We start from the raw sequence: 21,847 nt of genomic DNA on the forward strand, positions 1-21,847 counted from the left end.
CCCTTCCACGCGGGGGGTTAGGAGGGATTAAAATAGTCTACATAACTTTTTTAGATATCTATGAATGAAAATAAAAAAATGAAATTAAATATATTTCTTCTTGCCACTTTACTAAGCCTCTCCATCACCACACCATCAAACGAAGTTTTAGCGCAAACCAAAACCAAACGAATAGAAAATCAGATTCAAACTCTCAAACAATCAGAAAAACGCTGGATACTAGTAGATATATCCAAGCAAACACTAACAGCTTGGGAAGGAGACAATCCTGTTTATGCAGTCAAAGTTTCCACAGGTAAGAAAAAGACTCCCACTTTAATAGGTACTTTCAATATTCAAACAAAACACCGTAAAGCTAGAATGCGTGGCGTCGGCTACGATGTTCAGAATGTTCCATATGTAATGTATTATGATGGCGGTTATGGAATACATGGCGCCTATTGGCATCGTAGTTTCGGTACACCTGTTAGTCGTGGTTGTGTAAATGTGGCGCCGAACCATGCAAAATGGTTATATGATTGGGCAACAGTAGGAACACCCGTAATAGTTCAGAAGTAGGGTGCGTGACGCTACCAAAAATTTCAACGTAGTTATAAGACTTGTAACGTCACGCACCTAATTTTAGATGCGTGGAGATGTTTACGCGCGCCGATTTAAATCCAAGTCGTGGTTCAGAACAAGCAGTTGTGGTAGTAGCTATAACTGCGGGGCTTCTTACTGTATTAAGCTAATGAAAGTGGTTGCCCTTATCTGAATAGAAACGATGAGCGAAAGTAAAATACCAAAGATTCTGGAAACCTTCGAGGCAGATTTGTTGTCGGAGTGGATGGCTGAGTTAGCCACTATTAATATTCGGAGAGGTTTGATTAAAGAAGTCGAGCTAAAGGAGGAGTGCCGTGAATTCCTTAGCTTGTTTCGGATCGCCGTTGGGCAGGGCAACTTGACCAATATTCAGGCAGCAGCGTGGCAGGAGATGCGGGAGATGCTCAGTAGTATTTCTCGATCTCGATCACAAAAAGGCTTCACACCGTCTGAAACGGCTACATTCGTTTTTTCGTTCAAGCAACCCCTCTTCAACCGAATGCGTCAGCAATTGAAAGACCCAGTCGAGTTGGGTGAAGAAATTTGGCTAGCCACAAACTTGTTAGATCAGATGGGATTACTGATCATGGAAGTGTATCAGAAGGCGCGGGAAGAGGTGATTTTGCGACAGCAGGAAGAGTTGATGGAGCTATCTACGCCAGTGGTTAAACTCTGGGATGGAATTTTGGCACTACCCATTATCGGCACTCTCGATAGTGCCCGCACTCAAATAGTGATGGAGTCATTATTGCAAAAAATTGTTGAAACCGGGTCAGAAGTTGCCATCATTGACATTACCGGGGTTCCCACCGTTGATACCCTTACCGCTCAACATCTGCTTAAGACCGTTACTGCTGCCCGTCTCATGGGCGCCGATTGTATGATTAGTGGTATTCGTCCTCAAATTGCCCAAACGATCGTCTATCTTGGCATTGATTTGGCTAATGTTGTAACAAAGGCAACGTTAGCTGATGCCTTTCTCACCGCGCTAAAACGCTTGGGAGCGACCATTAGCTCTCGACCCAAATAGGTGGATAGGAGAAACCAATGGAACGCATTCCCATACTCAAAATGGGCAATTTACTGCTTGTGACAATTCAGGTGGATATGCACGATCAGCTTGCCCTGACGCTACAGGACGACCTGACCAATCGCATCACTCAAACTCACGCTCACGGTGTCTTGATCGATATTTCTGGCTTAGAGATTGTTGATTCCTTTATTGGTAGAATTTTAGGTAACATTGCCAAAATGTCACGGGTGCTGGATGCGGAAACAGTTGTTGTTGGGATGCAGCCTGCTGTGGCAATTACCTTAGTAGAATTGGGGTTATCACTGACAGGCATTCGCACTGCCCTAAATGTGGAAAAGGGTATGGCACTGTTGCACTCGTCACTTAATGAAACTACAAATCAAATTAGTACCACTTGGCGTGCTTCAGACGATGGAGAAGACTGAAACGATCTTAATTCAATCTTCTACAGATGTAGTTTTAGTTCGGCAGACCGTGCGCCACTTTGCCGTGGAGATTGGCTTTGGCTTAGTAGACCAAACTAAAATTGTGACTGCTGCATCGGAGTTAGCCCGCAATACCCTTGACTATGGGGGAGGCGGCACAGCAAAGTTAGAAACGCTCTTAGAAGGGAGACGACGAGGACTCAGGCTGACCTTTGAAGATCAAGGCCCTGGAATTATTGATATTGAACTGGCACTGAAGGACGGGTTCACAACAGGGAGCGGATTGGGTATGGGGTTGAGCGGCGCCAAACGACTTGCCAACGAGTTTGAGATTCAGTCTGTGGTAGGAGAAGGGACACGAGTAACAATTGTACGATGGAAATAAAATGCAAGAATCTGTTGCTATCACAATTACTGAATCCAGCCAGACTGGAGAAGCCCGACGGGCAGCGATGGCTTTGGCAACTCGGCTTGGCTTTGAGGAAACCCAACGGGGCAAAGTTGGGATTGTGGTGACAGAGGTTGCTAACAATTTGGTGCAGCACGCAGAAGGCGGAGTATTGTTGCTGCGGGTACTCAAGCACGATTTAGCCGTCGGCATTGAGGTTTTGTCGCTCGATAAAGGATCGGGGATGGTCGATGTAGATAAGTGTTTGCAAGATGGCTTTTCTACAGCTGGGACGTCAGGGAATGGAATGGGCGCCATTCGTCGTCTCTCTGATTTATTTGAAATTTACTCGATTCCTAACCAAGGGACAGCCCTCCTCGCCCAGCTTTGGTCAGTGAAGACACGGCAACCGTCGGAAAAAACCTTAGAAATTGGAGTGATATGTTTGCCCAAACGAGGGGAGGACGTTTCAGGAGATGCTTGGGCATGTATCGCGAGTCGCCGCAGCTTATTTCTAGTAGTCGATGGGCTAGGACATGGGGCTGGAGCTGCCAGTGCTGCCGTCTTAGCCGTAAGAATCTTTCAAGACAATCATCATCTTTCTCCTAGTGCGATTGTGGAAGCTGCCCACGCAGCCTTGCGAAGTACACGAGGAGCAGTACTAGCCATTGCCGAAATCGACTTTGAACAAGAGTCTTTGCGTTTTGCTGGAATTGGCAACATTACTGCTACCATTTTATCGTTTACTGAACATAAAAATTTACTGTCTCACAATGGCACGGTCGGGCATGAAATCCGCAAAATTCAAGAGTTTAGCTATCCTTGGTTCGAGAATGGACTTTTAATTATGCATTCTGACGGATTAAGTGCTAGGTGGCGCCTTTCAAGTTATCCCGGTTTGAGTCAAAAACATCCCAGCCTAATTGCGGGTGTGCTATACCGAGACTTTAACCGAGAACGGGACGATGTGACAGTGTTAGTAGCAAAAGGAATGGGCAAATGACAATCCTTTTTGCGCTCGAAATCCACTATCAACAGGATGTTGTACAAGCTCGGCAACGAACTCGCTCACTTGCCTCCGCGTTGGACTTTGATAGTCAAGATCAGGTACGATTGGCAACGGCAGTTTCGGAAATTGCCCGCAATGCATTTCAATATGCCAAAGGCGGAAGAGTTGAATTTTATTTGGAAAGAGAGCCTCAGACGTTTTTGATTAAAATACAAGACCGGGGTGGGGGCATTCCTCATTTGGCAGACGTTTTGGCAGGAAGCTACACCTCTCACACAGGAATGGGGCTGGGTATCGTGGGCGCCCGCAGGCTAATGGATTTGTTTGAGATTGAATCGTCAGAACAGGGAATAACGGTGGTGATGAGCAAAAGGTTATCGAAGCGCACACCTACTTTCACCGATTCTCAATTGCAACAAATTCGAGAAACCGTGATTGGTAGCGAACCCGAAAATCCCTATGAAGAAATCCAGCGACAAAACCAGGAGTTACTGCGGGCAATGGCAGAGCTACGAAAGCGCGAGGAAGAATTAACGCACCTCAACCGAGAACTCGAAGATACCAATCGCGGTGTAATTGCCCTCTATGCGGAACTGGATGAGAAGGCAAGTTCTTTGCAGCAGGCAAACGAGCTAAAAACCCGTTTTCTCTCGAATATGAGCCACGAGTTTCGCACGCCGATTAACTCGATTTTGTCGCTTTCTCGGATGTTGCTAGCACGAATGGATGGCGATTTGGGCGCCGAGCAAGAAAAACAGGTAACATTTATCCGTCATGCGGCGAGCGGATTATCAGAACTGATCAACGACCTGCTGGATTTGGCAAAGGTGGAAGCTGGAAAAACTGAAGTGCGTCCCAGTTCCTTTGAAGTTAGCGACTTGTTTGGCACGCTGCGGGGAATGCTGCGTCCATTATTGGTTCAAGGCGCCTCTGTCGCGCTAATTGTCGAGGAACCCAATGACATACCAAATCTTTATACCGATGAGGGCAAAGTCGCTCAAATTCTCAGAAACTTTGTCTCGAATGCGCTTAAATTTACCGAGCAGGGAGAAGTGCGCGTAACCGCTGTGCAAACAGGTTATACTGTGATCTTCTCAGTATCTGATACGGGCATCGGTATTGCTTCAGCTGATCTTGAGCGCATTTTTGAGGATTTTGTGCAAATTGAGTCCCCTCTGCAAAAGCAGGTAAAGGGAACCGGGTTAGGATTGCCGTTATCGCGAAAGCTGGCGGAGCTACTCGGTGGCAGCGTTTCGGTTACAAGTGTTTTGGGTACTGGCTCCACCTTTACAGCATCGATTCCAATTGTCTACCCACACGCAACTGAATTTCCCACCCGGATGCAACCTCCATCACTTGAGCCAACTCGTTTGCCCATTTTGGTGATTGAAGATCATCCTGAAACACTATTTATTTACGAAAAGCACCTTCAGGAGTCAACTTATCAATTAATTGCAACCCGCACTTTAGCTACTGCTAGGCTTGCTTTACAACAACTTCAGCCAACGGCAATTATGCTAGATATTATGCTAGAAGGAGAAAACGGGTGGACGTTCTTGCGAGAAATCAAAGCTTCGGAAACGACTAGCAACATCCCTGTACTCGTTATTACCATTATTGATAATGAGAAGCAAGCACTAGCGCTAGGAGCTGACGGCTTTCTAATTAAGCCTGTAGACAGATGGCCTTTGTTGAACAAACTCAATACCCTAATTAGTAAAAATAAGAGTCAAAAAATCTTATTAATTGACGATGACCCCGCCTATCGGTATTTTGTAAAACAGCTGTTGGTAAGTACACCGTTGAGTATTTTAGAAGCCGCAAACGGACAGGAAGGATTAAATCTTGCACAACGTGAGCAGCCAAACGCGATTGTGCTTGATTTAGAGATGCCTTCTATGACCGGGTTCGATGTACTTCAGCAGCTTAAGAATAATCCCCTCACTAAGTCAATTCCTGTGATCATCCACTCATCTGCACAACTGGATGCAGAAGTGCAAAGGCGGTTAACAGAACAAAGTATTGCAATTCTTTCCAAAGAAACAGGCTCTCAAACGGCAGCGATTGCTCAACTTCAAGATGCGCTCGTACTAGGCGGACTGGTTTTAGGTGATTGGGGGAAAAACAATGTCTGAGCCACAGGTAAAAATCCTGCATGTTGACGATAATGAAGCCAATCGTTACATTGTGTCCCGTATTTTGCAAAATGCTAACTTTACTGTCGTGGAAGCAGCAACTGGAGCAACTGGATTAAAGGCAGTTGCCGAGTATCAACCTGCTCTGGTAATTCTGGATGTAAAATTACCAGATTTGAGTGGCTTTGAGGTATGTCGCCAAATTAAGGCAAATCCCGAAACGGCTTTTATTCCCGTACTACACCTTTCTGCTACCTGTACCCAAAGCAAGGATAAGGCAGAAGGCTTGGACAGTGGCGCCGATGCTTATCTTATACAACCCGTTGAACCAATCGAACTGCTTGCCACCGTGCGATCTCTGTTGCGAATTCGACGCGCAGAGGAAGTTGCTCGGTCATCAGCACGGGAGTGGCAAAGCACGTTTGACTCTATCAACGACGGTGTATGTTTGGTAGACCAGGAAGGTATAATACTGCGCTGTAATCAAGCAATGATGCAGCTTTTTTGCAAGCCCCACCACGAAATCTTAGGTTTTGCTTACCATGAGTTGATGCGGAAAGAAATGGGAATGGGTGACGGAATCTGTTTTAGGCGAGCTAAAGAAACTCACCAACGTCAAGTTCTAGAATTTCACTCCCAAGGACGGTGGTTTGCCAAAACCATCGACCCGGTATTTGACCAGCATGGGACTCTCACTGGCGCCGTTTTCATTTTGTCCGATATTACCGAACGTAAACAAGCAGAAGCGTTACTGCAACAGCAGAACTTAAGCCTCAATCAGTTGATGCTCTCTTTGCAACAACAAACTGAGCAAGCACAGCAAGCGAACCGAATCAAAGATGAGTTTTTGGCAGTACTGTCTCATGAATTGCGATCACCCCTAAATCCAATTTTGGGTTGGGCAAAAATTTTGCTAACAAGTCAGCAAGATGCAGCCAAAACTCAGTATGCACTCGAAACGATTGAACGCAACGCTAAACTACAAGCACAACTGATCGAGGATTTACTCGATGTATCGCGTATTCTCCAAGGCAAGTTGACTTTGAACTTTGTTCCAATCAGTCTAGCATTCACTATCAAAGCTGCTCTTGAAACCGTGCGGCTAGCTGCTGAAGTAAAATCAATTCAAATTGAATTAAATATTGAATCTGAAGTTGGGCAAGTGCTGGGTGATTCTGGGCGCCTGCAACAGGTAGTTTGGAATTTACTTGCCAACGCGATTAAATTTACCCCACAAGGTGGTCGAGTAGAGGTGCAGTTAAAAAGGGTAAAGGATGAAGTTGAGGCGATAAATGAAGTTGATACTCATCTAAAGGAATACGCTCAAATCACTGTCAGCGACAACGGCAGGGGTATTTCTGCTGACTTTCTGCCCTACGTTTTTGACTACTTCCGCCAAGCTGATGGCACAACGACCCGAAAATTTGGAGGGTTGGGGTTAGGGTTAGCAATTGTTCGTTATTTGGTTGAACTGCACGGAGGAACCGTTGAAGCAGCGAGTCTTGGAGAAGGGCAAGGAGCAACATTTATAGTCAAGCTTCCATTCGCTGTGGTAAAACTAAATCAAGATGATACTGCGTCTCTTCTTCGCTCAGACTTTAATTTAAATGGATTACAAGCGCTGCTTGTAGACGATGACACAGATTCGCGGGAACTCATCGCGTTCCTGCTAGAACAGTACGGGGTGCAAGTGACGGCAGCGGATTCAGCTAGTAAAGCCTTAAACAGTTTGGAGCAAGCAAAATTTGATTTGCTAATTAGCGATATTGGTATGCCCGATATGGATGGCTATACACTAATTCGTCAAATTAGAAACCAGGCGCCTGAGCAGGGCGGAACAATTCCAGCCATCGCCCTCACTGCTTATGCAGGAGAAATTGATCAACAACTTGCACTGGGTGCCGGATTTCAACAACATATTTCCAAACCAATTGACCCAGACGTATTAATACAAGCTATTTTAACCATCGTAGGATAGGCGTCCCGCCTGTCCATACGCTCGTACAGTTAAATATCGCTGTATTTGCGCTCACCTTTTCGTTCCTTTTTGAACTTCAAGTTGATACAATTAATTTATTTTTAGAGGTCATTTATAAAGAAAATTTTAAGTCCGCTAAAACGCAGGTTGGGTGAAGGCTTTGCGTAACCCAACGTTCTTAATCATTATGTTGGGTTGCGCTGTCGCTACACCCAACCTACAGATATTTAATATTTACTTTATAAATCAACTCTAAATTAATCATATGATATATAATACAAATGCTCAAGATTTCCATTTTTAGTGGTAATTAAGGAGACCAGGTATGCAAGTTAAAGATAACAACCAAATGGGTAAAGTTCTTACAAATCTAACTGTAATTAATAACGCGGACCAAATTCGTGCTGAAGATGGGACGATATCAAAAGAGCAAGTGCGTTCAGTTACACTTGAGAATGTATTAGTCGATACAGGAGCTACAACTTTGTGCTTGCCAGCAGATGTTATTGCGAAGTTAGGTTTGAGAGTATTAAAAGAGGTTGATGTTGTTACCGCTATGGGTATTGGAACAACAAGAGTTTTTCAGGACGCAAAAATCAGCGTTGCTGGCAGAGAAGGAACTTTTGAGTGCTTAGAATTACCGGGAGGAAAAAATCCGTTGTTAGGTGTAATTCCACTTGAAGCATTAGGTTTAGAATTAGACCTTAAAAATCAGCACCTTAAAGTTTTGCCAATTAGTCCAACAGAGACTTATTTAACTATTTGATAAATAATATATAAATGAATAGGCGTAACTTTCCTTTGCGAATAATTTGGAGGTTATCTAAAAAAAGTCTATCAAAGGATGGATGAAAAAATTAAGGCTATGAGGGTTCCCAGATACGTTATAACTGCTCAATTAATTGCACATGTGACTAAAAATTGTAACTTTCAGCTAGAAATAGATTTACTCTTCTTAGATAATAGCATTATCAGATGCATTCATTCTATACTGAGGGCTTCTCTTAATGCGAATTTTGTTAATAGAAGACGACGAAGTGTTGCAAGGTGTACTGGTGCAATCTCTAAGGAGCCAGCACTATATTGTTGACACTATCGAGGATGGTCAAACAGGATTGGAATATGCTCAAAGCACGAGTTACGACCTAATTCTAATGGATGTTGGGCTACCTGTACTTGATGGTATAAAAGTATGTCAAAAGTTACGTGCTTCTGGTTGTTCTACACCAGTGCTGCTTATAACTGCTAGAGATGCCAATGTAGATAGAATTCATGGACTAGATGCAGGCGCCGACGACTATTTAGTTAAACCTTTAAATTTAGAAGAACTTCAAGCAAGGATACGGGCATTATTACGACGTGGCGAAGTTTCTCCTACAACTGTTTTACAAGCAGGCAATTTACGTTTAGACCCTCGCAGTTGTGAGGTTAGTTACGGAGAAAAACTCCTGGCATTAACTCCAAAAGAATACACTCTATTGGAAGTATTTTTACGGAATCCATCGCGAGTTTTTAGTCGTGGACAACTAGTTGACCAACTGTGGACGTTTGACGATCCCCCTTTAGAGGAAAGTGTTAAAGCACATATTAAAGGACTGCGGCAAAAGCTGAAAAAAGTTGGAGCTGTGGACTGGATTGAAAATGTGTATGGTTTAGGGTATAAATTGCGCGAAGGTGTGGGGGAGGATGAAGGGGACAAGGGGATAAGAAAACAAGTAAGTAATCTTTCTACCGCTCCGTCTACATCTGTTGAGCAGCAGTTTCAGCAGGGTATTAGTAAGCTGTGGCAACAGTATCGAGGGTTGATGGTTGAACGTTTGGAGGCTTTACATTCTTGCGCTACGGAAATAAAAGCAGGAAACCTCACTGACTCCGCTCGCCAAAGTGCAAAGCAGGCAGCGCATAAGCTTGCTGGTGTGTTGGGGATGTTTGAGCGGGAAGCAGGAACTATATTAGCGCGCAATATTGAAAAAATTTTGAGTTCAGATGAAGCATTACAACCTGCCCAGGAACAAAAATTTTTAGATTTGGTGCGCGAATTGGATGAGATGCTGGATTTGGGAGAATCACAACCGTCTTCGTCTCCAGAACCTCGACTACTGTTGATTGACCCCAACCCAATTTTAGGTCAAGAGTTACAAAATACGGCGTCTTCTTTGGACTTGAGTTGGAAACAGTTGGCAACTTTGAAATTAGCTGAAACTTGGCTTCAGTCTCACTCTCCTGATTTGGTGGTGCTTGATGTGGACACTACAGGACAGTCTGATTGTTTAGCGTTGCTATCTAAACTAGCCGCGCGGACACCACCTATACCAGTATTATTAATAACATCAGCTTCGGGGCTATTAGATCGGGTTATGGCAACTCGTGCTGGCGCGCAGGGGTTTTTAGTTAAACCTGTGACAGCAGAGCGAGTTTGGGATACAGCAACCCAACTATTGCAGCGTAACCACTCTTCTAGCGTAAATATATTAGTAGTCGATGATGACCCGGTATTTTTGGCGGCGTTGCGTCCAATGTTGGAACCTTGGGGTATTCGGATGACAGGATTAGATGACCCCTTACGCTTTTGGGAAGTGTTGCGGTCTACTGCTCCCAACCTATTAATATTAGATGTGGACATGCCGCAAATCAACGGTATTGAACTTTGTCAAGCAGTTCGCACTGACCCAGACTGGCAAGGACTACCAATTTTGTTTCTTACCGCACGTTGCGACCGCGAAACCATTCAAAAAGTGTTTGCAAGTGGCGCCGACGATTATATCAGCAAACCAGTTGTGGCAGTTGAACTGTTAACTCGTATTACCAATCGTTTGGAACGCATCCGTTTAATTGAGAACCTTTCTACTAAAGACCCTGTAACTGGATTAGCAAATCAACCTCAATCAAGTTATGACCTACAACGCATTTGCAAACCCTTTTGTCTGGTAGTATTCAATATTATTGATTTGCGGCAGATAAATATACAGTATGGTCATGCTATAGGAAACCAAGTTTTACACAAATGGGGGCGCCTGTTCCAAAATACTTTTCGGGGTAATGAGGTATTGGGCTATTGGGGAAACGGGGAATTTGTAGTTGGAATGCCTGGTTTAACGAAACAACAAGCAAGCGACTGTTTAGGTGAAATCTTAATTACTTTGCGACAGCAAGTATTTACCGCACCAGATAACAGTCGTTTTCAAGTAACATTTAGTTTTGGTATTGCTGAGTATCCAACAGATGGATTGACATTACAATCTCTATATCAATTTACAGCCTCGCGCGAATTGTAGCACATCTGTCTGCACGGATAAAAATACCATATTTAGAACCTATTAGCATTGGCGCCCTATAAAAAGTAGTATTGCTCCAAGATACATTGGGTGCCTCACAAAACCGTAGAAGGTCAAAGATAATTTTTGACCTACAATGTTTTACGTACAATCTCGAATCCCATTTTTTTCCAAAAACGCAATCCTGCCTCATTGGCTTCAATTGCACGTTGTGGGTTCGGTAGACACCACTATCTTTAGTGAAAAAACGTCGCCCTTTTAGCCCGTACTCTCCCCACGCTTTGTAACCTAATTCCTGAAAGCGCGCGGTTAGGTTGTCTACATACTCAATGTTGCGAACCAAAGGTAGCAAATCGATAATGGGCTTTGCTGCCAATCCTGAAACTGATGTGCTACCAATATGATGGATAGCAATCAACCCATCACCGAGTAATGCTTGGAGTCGTTTGGCTTCTCGCTCGAACTCAAACTGCCATTCTGGCGAATAGTTTGTGAAAGTATATAGGGAGCGGGCTTCCATTTTGCATATCCTCCTTATAGTGGTCTGTATAAATAGTTTTGGGGCGTTGTAGCATAGGCGTCTCGCCTGTGCATTCAGATATTTTTTACCACAGAGTACACAGAGTACACGGAGAGAAGAATGAACCACAGAGACACAAAGGACACAAAGCAATACTGGTTCGTGTCATTAATTTTGGGGTGTAGAAAAAACGAACCGCAAAGAACGCAAAGGACGCAAAGGAAGAATTATGCATATGTTTCTATTTTTCTTGATTTTGAATGCGATTACTCAAAAGAAATTTTACTAATCTCATTGCAGCAGTTTGTTTAGTTTCGGTACTCCTATTTTCTGTATTTTCTTTATTAATAGTTTTACCTCGACTATTTTTTTTTGATTTGTTTAGATAATTGATTAAGAATTGTTTATTTTCAATATTATTCATTCATTTAATCCTTTTGTAATCTCCAAGTTATAATCCATTAGTTTATATTTGTAAGGTTAAAGAGCAATCGGGAAGAACTAGGGAAGGTCAAAGATAATTTTTTATTGTAGTGCAAGGAAGGTTAGAAGGTTAGTGAGTTGCTCTCGGTTTACTGCATCCGGTAAACTTCGTCGGAGCGGAGTTTTTACTTGCTCCCTCTAAACGAAAGCACTTAATCATGTTTACTCGATTTGTCTTGTTTATTTTGGTCGCGCTTGGCGGTGCAGGTCTTACCATACAGATGGCTTGGAACGCGCGCTTGCGAGTATCAACTGGCTCTCCGGTTCTCACCACAATTATCTCAGTATTCTTAACTCTCCTTTCACTAGCTCTAGTGTGGGTTAGCGGAGCAACACCCCGTGGCTCGATCCCAGCTTTTAATTCTCTTCCCCTGTGGGCTTGGTTCGGTGGGATATTTGCTGCTTACTATCTTGTCGCGTCCCTAATTGCAATCCCGAAATTAGGCGCCGCAGTAGTTTTTTCTTTAGTGATTGCCGGACAAATGCTTGCGGCGCTCATCCTTGATACTACTGGTGCGTTTGGTATTACCCAAATTTCTCTTAACCTGTCGCGCGTCTTGGGAACGGTGTTACTACTTGTTGGAGTAATCCTTATTCAAAAACGGTAAACAAAGTAGCTTATCTAACTGTCTCTAAGCTCTTAACTTTTTTATGAAACATGTCGGTAAAAATGCTTAAAACAGTGCGCTTGCGTATCTTTATACTACAATTAACTGCCATCCCAGATTGTAATGGTAGTTTTTTGCCATCTATTGACAGTGATTTACCATCTAGCTGAATTTTGGCTGGGAAATTATAAAATGGTCGTTCTTGGGTTGGAGGTAAAGCATCGGAACCAACCCATATTAATTTCCCTTTGACGCTGCCAAATTCTCTGTCTGGGAAAGATTCGATATTGATATCGGCACCCATACCTTCTTTTACGAATCCGATATCTTTATTCGTTATAAACACATGAGCTACTAAATTTTCACTCGGTACAATACTCAATATTGGCTGAGTGGTATTTGCTACAAACCCAGCAGAGTGAGCTTGTAAATTAAATACTACTCCATCTGTAGGCGCCCGAAGTTCTTCATACTGAAGCGTTAATTTTGCTTTACTGATTTGAGCATCTATCTCATTAATCTTTTTTTGGTTATCTAGTTTGGCTCGACTAAGTTGGCTATCAATTTCGGCAATCTTTTTGTCGTTGTCAGTAATTTTAGTCAAAATTTCTTTGGCATTTAAATCAACAGTATTTTGTAACTGTGCTTGTGCCTTGGTAACTGTCGCGTTGATACGTTGTTCTTCTTCCTTAAGACGAGCTATTTCAGCTTGAGCATTGACAATTTCTCTTTGACGGTTACTAATTTCACCTTTTGCGGCAGCAATTTCTTTTTGGCGTGTTAATATTTCCGCTTGGCTTGAAGATATTTCTTGAGCGCGCGTTAATACTTTTTGCCGCTGTTGTTGGGCTTGTACAACTGAAATTGCTCCTTGCGATGCTAAAGGCGCCAATCTATCTAAAATATTTTTATCTGTAGATAAAATTTGTTTAGCTATAGCTTCACGTTGCTGTGCTGCTGGCAATTGTTCCTGAGCCGTTATTAATTGTACCTTAGCGGTTTCTGACTGTGCTTGGGCGATTGGTAATTGCTTTTGGGTGCCGATTAATTGTACTCGTACCTCATTAAGTTGTGTTTGTAACTCAGTAACTTGTGAACGCGCGGCTGCTTGGCGAGATTGTAGTTCCGCGCGACTTGCTATTACTAGTTGTTGTTGATTACTATTTAATTTATCTGTATTGTGTTGATTAATACCTGGTAATAAAGATTTAAAAGCCTGATTTTCGGATATTAATTTAGTTCTTAGTTGCGTTAATATTTGTAAATTTGATGGTTTTCCTGTAGATACGTTGCTAATGACTTCTGTAGTGTAAAATTGGTTTTCTTGTACCAATGAATCTCTAAGTTTATTGAGTGATTCTAGTTCGGCTCTTGGTACTGTGGGATCAAAACTTAGCAGAATTTCTCCTTTTTTAACCTTTTGACCATCATGAACGTAAATCTCACGTACTACACCTCCATTTGCGGCTTTAACTTCTTGTACAAAACCTTGAGGTTCTAATTTTCCAGTTGCAGGAATGGCTTCTTCTATTTTGGCTAAAGATGCCCACGCTATTCCAGAAGCAGTAAGGCTAATTATCAGCCATGTAAATATTCTGGAGGAAATTTTTGGGCGTTCTAAAACAAGAGATTGGTCGGGAAAGTTTGCAGAGGTCATGGTTTTAATTTCTGTGATTTTAATGAAGATAAGTAGGACGTTAATACTTTTCGCTGACAGATTAAATCCCCCCAACCCCCCTTAATAAGGGGGGCTTTAAATCTTGTCTTTACCTTATTAAGGCGGACTTTGAAATCTTGTCTTTACCTTATTAAGGCGGACTTTGAAATGTTGTTCCCCCCTTCCACGCGGGGGGTTAGGGGGGATCAATTCCTATAATTGTGATTCTTGTTGTTGATAAAGGCAATAATAACTTCCTTTAAGTGCCATTAACTCTTTATGAGTACCTTGTTCAACCACAACCCCTTTATCCATAACTAAAATTAATTCGGCATTTTTTACTGTACTAAGGCGATGAGTAATAAAAAAGACTGTGCGATTGCGGAAAGCTTCGGCTAGGTTTTGACATACTTGGCGTTCAGAATTATAGTCAAGGGCGCTGGTTGCTTCGTCCAAAATTAATAAGTTAGGATTTTGCATTACAGTCCGCGCGATAGCTATTCGTTGTCGCTGTCCACCAGATAAAGCAGAACCTCGTTCTCCCACCATTGTGTTATACCCATCTGGTAACGACATAATAAAATCATGGGCAGCAGCTATTTTGGCAGCTTCGATAATATTTTCGGAACTAGCTTCGGGATTTGTTAAAGCAATATTTTCTTGAATTGTGCCGTTAAATAACAGTGTGTCTTGCAAAACTGTACCTATTTGGCGCCGCAGTGAATAAAGCTCGACTTTACTAATATCGTAACCATCAATTTTTACCCTTCCTGCTGTTGGTTCGTAAAGTCTTTGTACCAACTTAGTTAAAGTGCTTTTACCAGAACCGCTTTGACCAACAATACCGACAAATGAACCCGCAGGAATTTCTAAATTAATATTAATTAACTGCAAGGCGACATTTGGATTAAAACCAAAAGATATTCCTTCATATGCCACTGTACCTTTAATTTCAGGCAGCGTAATATTTTTACTGTTAGATTCATCAATTTCTTGAGGTGCATCAAGAACATCACCTAGGCGTTCAATAGACAAAGCTGTTTCTTGAAAGTTCTGCCAAAGTTGAATTAAACGCAGTAGTGGACTAGTAACATAACTTGCAATCATTCGGAAAGCAATTAACTGTCCTAAAGTCAAGTTATTCGATAACACTAGATGGGCGCCTACCCACAGCAGCAAAAAGCCAGACAATTTATTTAAGAACCCACTGATAGAGCTAGCTGTAGTAGATGTAATAATATTTTTAAAGCCAGCACTAATGTACTTAGTATGACGTTGTTGCCACTGCCAGCGTGATTTTAGTTCAATATTTTGAGCCTTAACCGTTTGAATTCCTGTAAGGACTTCGACTAAATAAGATTGAGTATCAGCATGACGTTGAGCTTTATGATTTAACTGTTGCCGTATAATTGGAGAAACACTCATTGTTAATAAACCAAACAAAGGTACTGTTGCTAAAGCCACAAGTGTTAAAATCCAACTGTAAAACAGCATGACGGCAATATAAATCACTGAGAAAACTGCATCTAAAACAACTGTTAAAGCAGTTCCAGTTAGAAAAGAACGAATATTTTCCAATTCATTCATCCGACCTGCAAGTTCCCCAATTCGGCGTTTTTCAAAGAATGATAGAGGAAGCCGAAGTAAATGGTCGATTACTTCTGAGCCTAAACTTAAATCGATGCGGTTGGTAGTGTCAACAAATAAGTAGGTGCGGAGGGTAGTAAGCAGAGCCTCAAATATACCGACTCCCAACAAAAATATACCTAAGACATCTAGAGTATCAAGGCTTTTTTGAACTAAAACTTTATCAATAATAACTTGGGTAATTATCGGGTTAGCCAGACCAAATAACTGAACAAAGACCGATGCGATTAATACTTCTGTTAAAACTCGACGATATTTATAAACTGATGGCAAAAACCACCGCAAGCTAAATTTTTCTTTAGGCTTGTTTAAAGGAGCTTGTATCAACAATACCTGACCATCACTTGACCATAAATCTGTGAATTTATGATGTTTTACACGGATAATCCCTGATTCTGGACTTGCCATCACAACTTCTTTTTCTGTGGTGTTGTAGATAATCGCTAAACTCTCACAATAACGAATTAGCGCTGGTGCTTTGATACGGTGAATAGCTGTGGCAGGTACTTGTATTAATTGCGCGCGTAATCCCACCATTTCTACTATTGCACCAGCAACTTGTAGAGAAATATTATTTGCCGTTTTAAGTTGGTTCTGTAAGACTTTTTTAATCAAATCTCGACGAAAAGAAACGCCGAAATACTGACTTAACATTTGCAAGCATGCAAGAGGCGCCTCAATTGTACCGCGTCCACGCACAAAAGGAAATTTAGCTTGTTGTGTACTAGATTCTGTTACTGAGCTTGGAACTTCATCGGGTGCATAGGAAATTTCTAAATTCTGGATTTTTGATTTTTGATTACGGATTTCAGATTGTTGATTATATCCAAGATTCAATGGTAAACTTAGCAACCTGGTGCCTCGTGTTCCAGAAATTCTTAAGTATTGACCCATTTCATCAAAATTTAAACGACTACCAGCAGCGAAATTTTCGACGGCACCACTGCTAACAAGCCAAATTCGTTGTGAATCAAATTGAGAAATATTAACTTTACCCTTTGGCAGATTGACAACAGTCACATCTTGCCAAATTTTCAAAGCCAATTCTTTAAGATTTGTGTTAGCGTCTGCTTGTCGGTTAAGTTCAACACTCAATAATTCAGATAATTCACTTAAAACACAATTACTACATAGTGCTTCCGTAAATAAAGGCTCCGATGCGATTAGATCCAGAAAATCTGCTGATGGTAGCGTAATGCAAATTACTTCTGTGGATGCAATTGCAATTTCACAAGGTACTCCCCGCACTAATCCTACCCAGCCAAGAATTTCTCCAGTCCCTACTATTTGTAAACTTGCTGGCTTTTCTGTACGTTGGTCATAGCCCAATAACCTAACTTTTCCTTCATAAATAATCGCTATCTGAGTTGGCATACTTTCCCGGACAAATAACGGTTGTCCAGTACGATAGCGGACGAGTTGACATTTTTTTATGATTGTATGTAACTGTTGAGGATTGAGGTGATTAAAGGGAAATGTTTGCTCTAAAAATTCGTGAACTTGATCGCTAGCAACTGAGTAAGTCATACTACCGTATCTCCTACAGAAACTCAAAAAATAACTAAAAAATGAAATTATTAGCAATAAGCTGTGATGTCTTCGCCGCATTCATCAGCCAAGTAGCAAAGGCACTTAAAGCGCAAACCAACTAATTGCTCGTAAAAAGGATTTAATTTGCACAAAGAAGGAATATGGAATAGCGCGCGTTTAAAAAGTTTTACTTCTCGCTCAAAAGGACAGCGAGCAGGAATTATTTTACAAATTAAATGAGCAAAATCAGAGTTTTTAATCTCTATTGATTCCAGCAATTCGCGTATCAGATTTAGGGGATTAAGTTCAAACTGAACAGAATATAAGCTAATGATTGAACTGCCTCTTAACTCGATGCTTTTAACTTTAGATAGCAATCGAGAATAAGTAGGGAAGAGCAAAACGATTTGGAAATAATTTTTTGACCAATTTTACCAAGCTTTTCAAGCTCCTACGTGTGTCTATCGCAAAGGGCGCGAAGCGATTAAAAAATCTGCGCTCACGTTTGATAGTATTTGCTAATTGGTCTGTTGGCTATGAAATCTAAATACAACTTTTCAATTGAGCAAGAAATTTTTACTATTAGTGCTATTACTATTAGTGCTAATATATCTGACATAGGCTTTCTGTGTGCCAATCTTTGTAGTTTAGTAAACATCACTCTACTACAGAAGGTCTTCTTTTATTTTGGCGAAGGTATTGCCTTACGCGCGAGGAGTAAGTAATGCGTGTGCTGCTGTCTACAATTGGATCACGGGGCGATGTCCAGCCGTTGGTGGCGCTGGCGTTGCAGTTAAGGTCTCTAGGTCAGGAAGTTCACCTGTGCGTGCCGCCGGACTTCCGAGACTGGATCGACAGCCTCGGCATAAGCGTGACACCCATTGGTCCTGAACTGTCCAAGGCTTATGCCTCTAGCCCATCGGCTACGTCGGCTCCGCCCTCGCTTGAGCGCCGTCGTCAGTTAGCCCAAGCCACAGTCGCCACCCAATTTGAGACAATCGCGACGGCAGCCCAAGGCTGCCACGTCATCGTAGGAGCAACAGCCCTACAGATCGCCGCACGCTCAGTGGCAGAAGTGATGGCCATCCCTTACGTCTTCGTCGCCTACTGTCCTGTAGTTCTGCCATCGCTGCACCACGCACCACCGCCATTGTCTCCACCGGGACACACCTATGCGCCTGCAACGGTTGACAACCACGAACTCTGGGTTCGGAATGCAGAACGCTTCAACGACATGTTCGGCAGTTCGCTCAACTCCCATCGATCATTAGTCGGACTGCCCAGAGTTAGTGACGTGGAAAGCCACATCTTCACAGACCGTCCGTGGCTGGCAGCTGACCCGACGTTGGCGCCCTGGCCTGATCCCGCGAACCAAACCGTGTTTCAAACCGGCGCATGGATACTGCCGGATGAACGTCCCCTGTCCGCTGAATTAGAGACGTTTCTTGATACAGGCGAACCACCCGTCTACTTTGGCTTCGGCAGTATGAATGTCCCGCAGAACCTCAGCCAGGTGATAGTACAAACAGCTCGTGCGCTTGGATGCCGTGCGATTATCTCGCGTGGGTGGGCTAACCTGTCACTCCTTTCCGACTCACCCGACTGCTTGGTCATTGGCGAGGTCAACCAGCAAGAACTGTTCAGACGGGTTGCAGCCGTCGTCCATCATGGCGGAGCAGGCACCACAACCGCAGCTGCCCGTGTCGGTACACCTCAAGTTGTCATTCCCCAAATCTACGACCAACACTACTGGGCGCAGCGAATCCATTATCTTGGCATTGGAACCGCGCACGCACCTGGCACACCGACCACTGACTCACTGACAAACGCTCTCGAACACACCCTCCAACCCGATATTGGCGCCCGTGCCCAATCCATCGCCACTGCGGTGCGCTCCGACTCAGCACAAACTGCCGCGCAGTACTTGATAGACGCTTATGCACAGAATTCATTTTGAAACCCTTTTGTGTCACTCTCCGAAAACATTGTTGGGTTACGCAAAGCCGTAACCCAACCTACGCAGTATTGGGGTTGGAGTGAATTGTTAATGGCGCCGTTTTATGAATTTCGGTAGTTATAATTTTCTACAAAATGCCTCAATGGGCATCAGCAAAGAGCGGTAGTCCAATAACTTCTGTTCCATATTCATGACCTAGCTTTACGAGGAATTCAGGGTCTAACGCCTCGGCTGAGGATATCAGAGTCTTGAAAAACCCTTCTGAGTTGCCAGGACTTAAAACTGCAACGGTGCGGGCTGGTTGGTGTTGCAGATTGATCCAAGCGTGAGGTGTGCCTTTGGGAATGTGGATACAATCGCCACTGTTAGCATCGATCGTCTTCTCACCGATCTTGTATCGGAGTTGTCCTTCCAGAACGTAATGGGTTTCATCCTGCTCCGGATGAATGTGTAGTGGAGGACCGCCGAGGTAGCCCATTTTGCTCTCAGCAAAGTCATATTCTGCCGTGGTTTGTATTGGCATTAGAAATGATACTTGCCAATTGGGGTCACAGGTATAGTTTCGTCCTTGACCATTGATGGTTATAAATGGGTTACTCATAAAATTTATCCTCCTAGAGTGTTGGTAATGATTAACTTAATACAATCTCTTCGCTTGATATTTTCAACTTTAGAGAGCAATCGAGAAGAACTAGGGAAAATAGCGCGCGTTTTTACAAATAATTTTGCTAGTAAGTTGCGCTCCTATATTCCATTGAGAGAACCCCACGGAAAAATTGATCCTGTAGGATAGGCATCTCGCCTGTCCATCTATTTGTAGGACATCTGGGACAGATATCCTACGAGATAACAAACGGATATTTTTTTAATTGGAGACAGGCGGGACGCCTATCCTACTTCTTTGCTTTCAAAGAATCTGTTGTGAGAAAGTAAGAAGCAGACAATTGGCTTTCAAGTATTTCAATCAAGTTCTACTCAATAACTTTATCATTCTTAGAGGTATTTCCCAAGTGAATCAAGTATTAATTAACGACACGACACTGCGTGATGGTGAACAAGCTGCCGGTGTTGCTTTCAACTTACAAGAAAAAATAGCTATTGCTACATTTCTTGATGCTATAGGTGTTCATGAATTAGAAATTGGTATTCCAGCAATGGGAGAGGCAGAACAATATGCAATAAAAACAATTTATGAATTAGGTTTGCGGGCTAATTTGTTAGGTTGGAATCGCGCGGTTATTTCAGATATTCAAGCTTCTATAGCTTGTGGTTTAAAGCGAGTACACATATCTATTCCTGTTTCTGCAATTCAAATTAACGCTAAATTTCAAGGTCAATGGCGAACGGTTTTACAAAAACTTAAAGATAGTGTTAGCTATGCAGTTGACCAAGGACTTTTTGTATCTGTTGGTGGAGAAGATTCTTCTAGAGCTGAAGATAGTTTTTTGCTTGACGTAGTTTCGCTTGCTCAAGAATGGGGGGCATTACGATTTCGCTATTGTGACACAGTTGGTATTCTTGACCCTTCCAAAATATATACTAAGGTTAACCAATTGGTAACAGCGTTGTGGATACCTGTAGAAATGCATACTCACAATGACTTTAGTTTAGCAACTGCCAACGCGCTTGCAGGTATTCAGGCTGGAGCTTTATCTGTAAATACTACAGTTAATGGGTTAGGTGAAAGAGCTGGAAACGCAGCTTTAGAAGAAGTTGTGATGGCTCTTAAACACATCCATAATATTGACTTAGGTATCGACACCCCTCGTTTACTAGAAATATCTCAATATGTCGCATCTGCATCAGGTTATGGTGTACCACCTTGGAAAGCAATTGTCGGTGAAAATACTTTTGCTCACGAGTCAGGTATTCATGCTCATGGTGTACTACAAAACCCTAATACCTATGAGCCATTTGCCCCAGAAGAAGTAGGCAGAGAACGGCGCCTGGTTGTAGGAAAGCATTCAGGGCGCCACTTGTTATCTAGTGTACTTGAGCAACATGGTATAAATTTGAGTACAGAAGAAACCCAATCTGTGTTAGATGCAGTGCGGCAAGAGTCTGTTGAGAAAAAACGCAGTTTAACTACGCAAGAACTGCTGCATTTAGCACAAGCACAACAGCTTTCTCATGTAAAGTGACGTGTTTTTTTATATTAATGATTTTTCTAAATAATTTGTAAAATTCTAAATTGTTTTAGAGGTTACGTATGGTGGGCATTGCCCACCTTACAGATATATATAGTTTAAAGATAATACTTTAATATTTTAGACAGAAAGGTCTAAATAGAAGTTAAAAACATAAAAAATTTAAAACAAATATAAATTTAAATAGTGAGCAAGTTTACTGTTAATAATCAAATTCATAATTAAGATTTAGAAAGATAACAGGTAGAAGCTGATTTCTTCTCCTAAATCTGACTTTTCACATTATGTGGAGAACCTAACCCCCTACCCCCTTTCCTACAAGGGAAGGGGGAATACATTAGCTCCCATCTCCTCTTAGGAGCTACCGTGTACACACAAGTCTCTTTTTCTTATCTTTCTTATCTTTCTTGTCTTTCTTTGTGTTCTTTGTGCCTTTGTGGTTCCATAAAGAGATAAACCACGAAGACACAAAG

The 21,847-nt window shown here is 42.5% G+C and carries 19 protein-coding genes; 13 read left to right on the forward strand and 6 right to left on the reverse strand.

All coding sequences use genetic code 11. The annotated features are described in order from the left end of the window. The first annotated feature begins 78 nt into the window (after positions 1 to 78). From AC2JBO_RS09970 to AC2JBO_RS10010, 9 genes are all read left to right on the forward strand, one after another. Complete coding sequence (locus AC2JBO_RS09970) at positions 79 to 558, forward strand: L,D-transpeptidase (RefSeq protein WP_496953488.1); 480 nt, start codon at positions 79 to 81, stop codon at positions 556 to 558. 205 nt (positions 559 to 763) lie between these two features. Further along, complete coding sequence (locus AC2JBO_RS09975; protein ID WP_496953489.1) at positions 764 to 1,612, forward strand: STAS domain-containing protein; 849 nt, start codon at positions 764 to 766, stop codon at positions 1,610 to 1,612. Positions 1,613 to 1,629: 17 nt separating this feature from the next. Then, positions 1,630 to 2,040, forward strand: a complete 411-nt coding sequence (locus AC2JBO_RS09980) for an STAS domain-containing protein (RefSeq protein WP_496953490.1) — start codon at positions 1,630 to 1,632, stop codon at positions 2,038 to 2,040. Beyond that, positions 2,027 to 2,425: an anti-sigma regulatory factor gene (locus AC2JBO_RS09985; RefSeq protein ID WP_496953491.1), complete on the forward strand. Its 399-nt coding sequence runs from the start codon at positions 2,027 to 2,029 to the stop codon at positions 2,423 to 2,425. The genes AC2JBO_RS09980 and AC2JBO_RS09985 overlap by 14 nt, the downstream gene beginning before the upstream one ends. Before the next feature lies 1 nt (position 2,426). Then, positions 2,427 to 3,431, forward strand: a complete 1,005-nt coding sequence (locus AC2JBO_RS09990) for an anti-sigma regulatory factor (protein ID WP_496953492.1) — start codon at positions 2,427 to 2,429, stop codon at positions 3,429 to 3,431. Beyond that, positions 3,428 to 5,572 (forward strand): ATP-binding protein, encoded by a 2,145-nt coding sequence (locus tag AC2JBO_RS09995; protein ID WP_496953493.1) that lies wholly within the window; start codon positions 3,428 to 3,430, stop codon positions 5,570 to 5,572. The genes AC2JBO_RS09990 and AC2JBO_RS09995 overlap by 4 nt, the downstream gene beginning before the upstream one ends. Further along, complete coding sequence (locus AC2JBO_RS10000) at positions 5,565 to 7,550, forward strand: hybrid sensor histidine kinase/response regulator (RefSeq protein ID WP_496953494.1); 1,986 nt, start codon at positions 5,565 to 5,567, stop codon at positions 7,548 to 7,550. Before AC2JBO_RS09995 ends, AC2JBO_RS10000 begins: the two co-directional genes overlap by 8 nt. A 325-nt stretch (positions 7,551 to 7,875) precedes the next feature. Further along, on the forward strand, positions 7,876 to 8,316 hold the full coding sequence (locus AC2JBO_RS10005; protein ID WP_496953495.1) for a retroviral-like aspartic protease family protein: 441 nt from the start codon (positions 7,876 to 7,878) through the stop codon (positions 8,314 to 8,316). A 241-nt stretch (positions 8,317 to 8,557) separates the two neighbouring features. Beyond that, positions 8,558 to 10,825 carry a response regulator gene (locus tag AC2JBO_RS10010; RefSeq protein ID WP_496953496.1) on the forward strand — a complete coding sequence of 756 codons (2,268 nt, stop codon included), beginning with the start codon at positions 8,558 to 8,560 and terminating at the stop codon, positions 10,823 to 10,825. Here the strand turns inward: AC2JBO_RS10010 and AC2JBO_RS10015 are convergent. After that, a complete protein-coding gene (locus AC2JBO_RS10015) occupies positions 10,803 to 11,345 on the reverse strand; it encodes a GrpB family protein (RefSeq protein ID WP_496953497.1) in 543 nt (180 codons plus the stop codon). The two genes, AC2JBO_RS10010 and AC2JBO_RS10015, sit on opposite strands and share 23 nt — an antisense overlap. A gap of 241 nt (positions 11,346 to 11,586) precedes the next feature. Then, on the reverse strand, positions 11,587 to 11,769 hold the full coding sequence (locus AC2JBO_RS10020) for a hypothetical protein (protein ID WP_496953498.1): 183 nt from the start codon (positions 11,767 to 11,769) through the stop codon (positions 11,587 to 11,589). Positions 11,770 to 11,986: 217 nt separating this feature from the next. On the opposite strand from AC2JBO_RS10020, the gene AC2JBO_RS10025 reads away from it, so the two are divergent. Then, a complete protein-coding gene (locus AC2JBO_RS10025; protein WP_496953499.1) occupies positions 11,987 to 12,436 on the forward strand; it encodes a DMT family transporter in 450 nt (149 codons plus the stop codon). Between the two features lie 10 nt (positions 12,437 to 12,446). On the opposite strand, the gene AC2JBO_RS10030 is transcribed toward AC2JBO_RS10025, so the two are convergent. From AC2JBO_RS10030 to AC2JBO_RS10040, 3 genes are all read right to left on the reverse strand, one after another. Next, positions 12,447 to 14,093, reverse strand: a complete 1,647-nt coding sequence (locus AC2JBO_RS10030) for a beta-barrel domain-containing protein (protein ID WP_496953500.1) — start codon at positions 14,091 to 14,093, stop codon at positions 12,447 to 12,449. 213 nt (positions 14,094 to 14,306) lie between these two features. Continuing rightward, positions 14,307 to 17,267 carry a peptidase domain-containing ABC transporter gene (locus tag AC2JBO_RS10035; RefSeq protein WP_496953501.1) on the reverse strand — a complete coding sequence of 987 codons (2,961 nt, stop codon included), beginning with the start codon at positions 17,265 to 17,267 and terminating at the stop codon, positions 14,307 to 14,309. A gap of 50 nt (positions 17,268 to 17,317) precedes the next feature. After that, the gene (locus tag AC2JBO_RS10040) at positions 17,318 to 17,560 is read right to left on the reverse strand and encodes a Mo-dependent nitrogenase C-terminal domain-containing protein (protein WP_496953506.1); all 243 of its coding nucleotides are present in this window, start codon (positions 17,558 to 17,560) and stop codon (positions 17,318 to 17,320) included. 434 nt (positions 17,561 to 17,994) lie between these two features. On the opposite strand from AC2JBO_RS10040, the gene AC2JBO_RS10045 reads away from it, so the two are divergent. Further along, a complete protein-coding gene (locus AC2JBO_RS10045; RefSeq protein WP_496953502.1) occupies positions 17,995 to 19,227 on the forward strand; it encodes a glycosyltransferase in 1,233 nt (410 codons plus the stop codon). Between the two features lie 139 nt (positions 19,228 to 19,366). Here AC2JBO_RS10045 and AC2JBO_RS10050 read toward each other — a convergent pair whose 3' ends face one another. After that, positions 19,367 to 19,828 (reverse strand): cupin domain-containing protein, encoded by a 462-nt coding sequence (locus AC2JBO_RS10050; protein ID WP_496953503.1) that lies wholly within the window; start codon positions 19,826 to 19,828, stop codon positions 19,367 to 19,369. Positions 19,829 to 19,855: 27 nt separating this feature from the next. Between AC2JBO_RS10050 and AC2JBO_RS10055 the strand changes: the two genes are divergently transcribed. Beyond that, a complete protein-coding gene (locus tag AC2JBO_RS10055; RefSeq protein WP_496953504.1) occupies positions 19,856 to 20,020 on the forward strand; it encodes a hypothetical protein in 165 nt (54 codons plus the stop codon). 217 nt (positions 20,021 to 20,237) lie between these two features. Beyond that, positions 20,238 to 21,368: a homocitrate synthase gene (gene nifV, locus AC2JBO_RS10060; RefSeq protein WP_496953505.1), complete on the forward strand. Its 1,131-nt coding sequence runs from the start codon at positions 20,238 to 20,240 to the stop codon at positions 21,366 to 21,368. The last annotated feature ends 479 nt before the right edge of the window (positions 21,369 to 21,847 follow it).

Source organism: Calothrix sp. CBUCES-K 9914 (assembly GCF_059640475.1).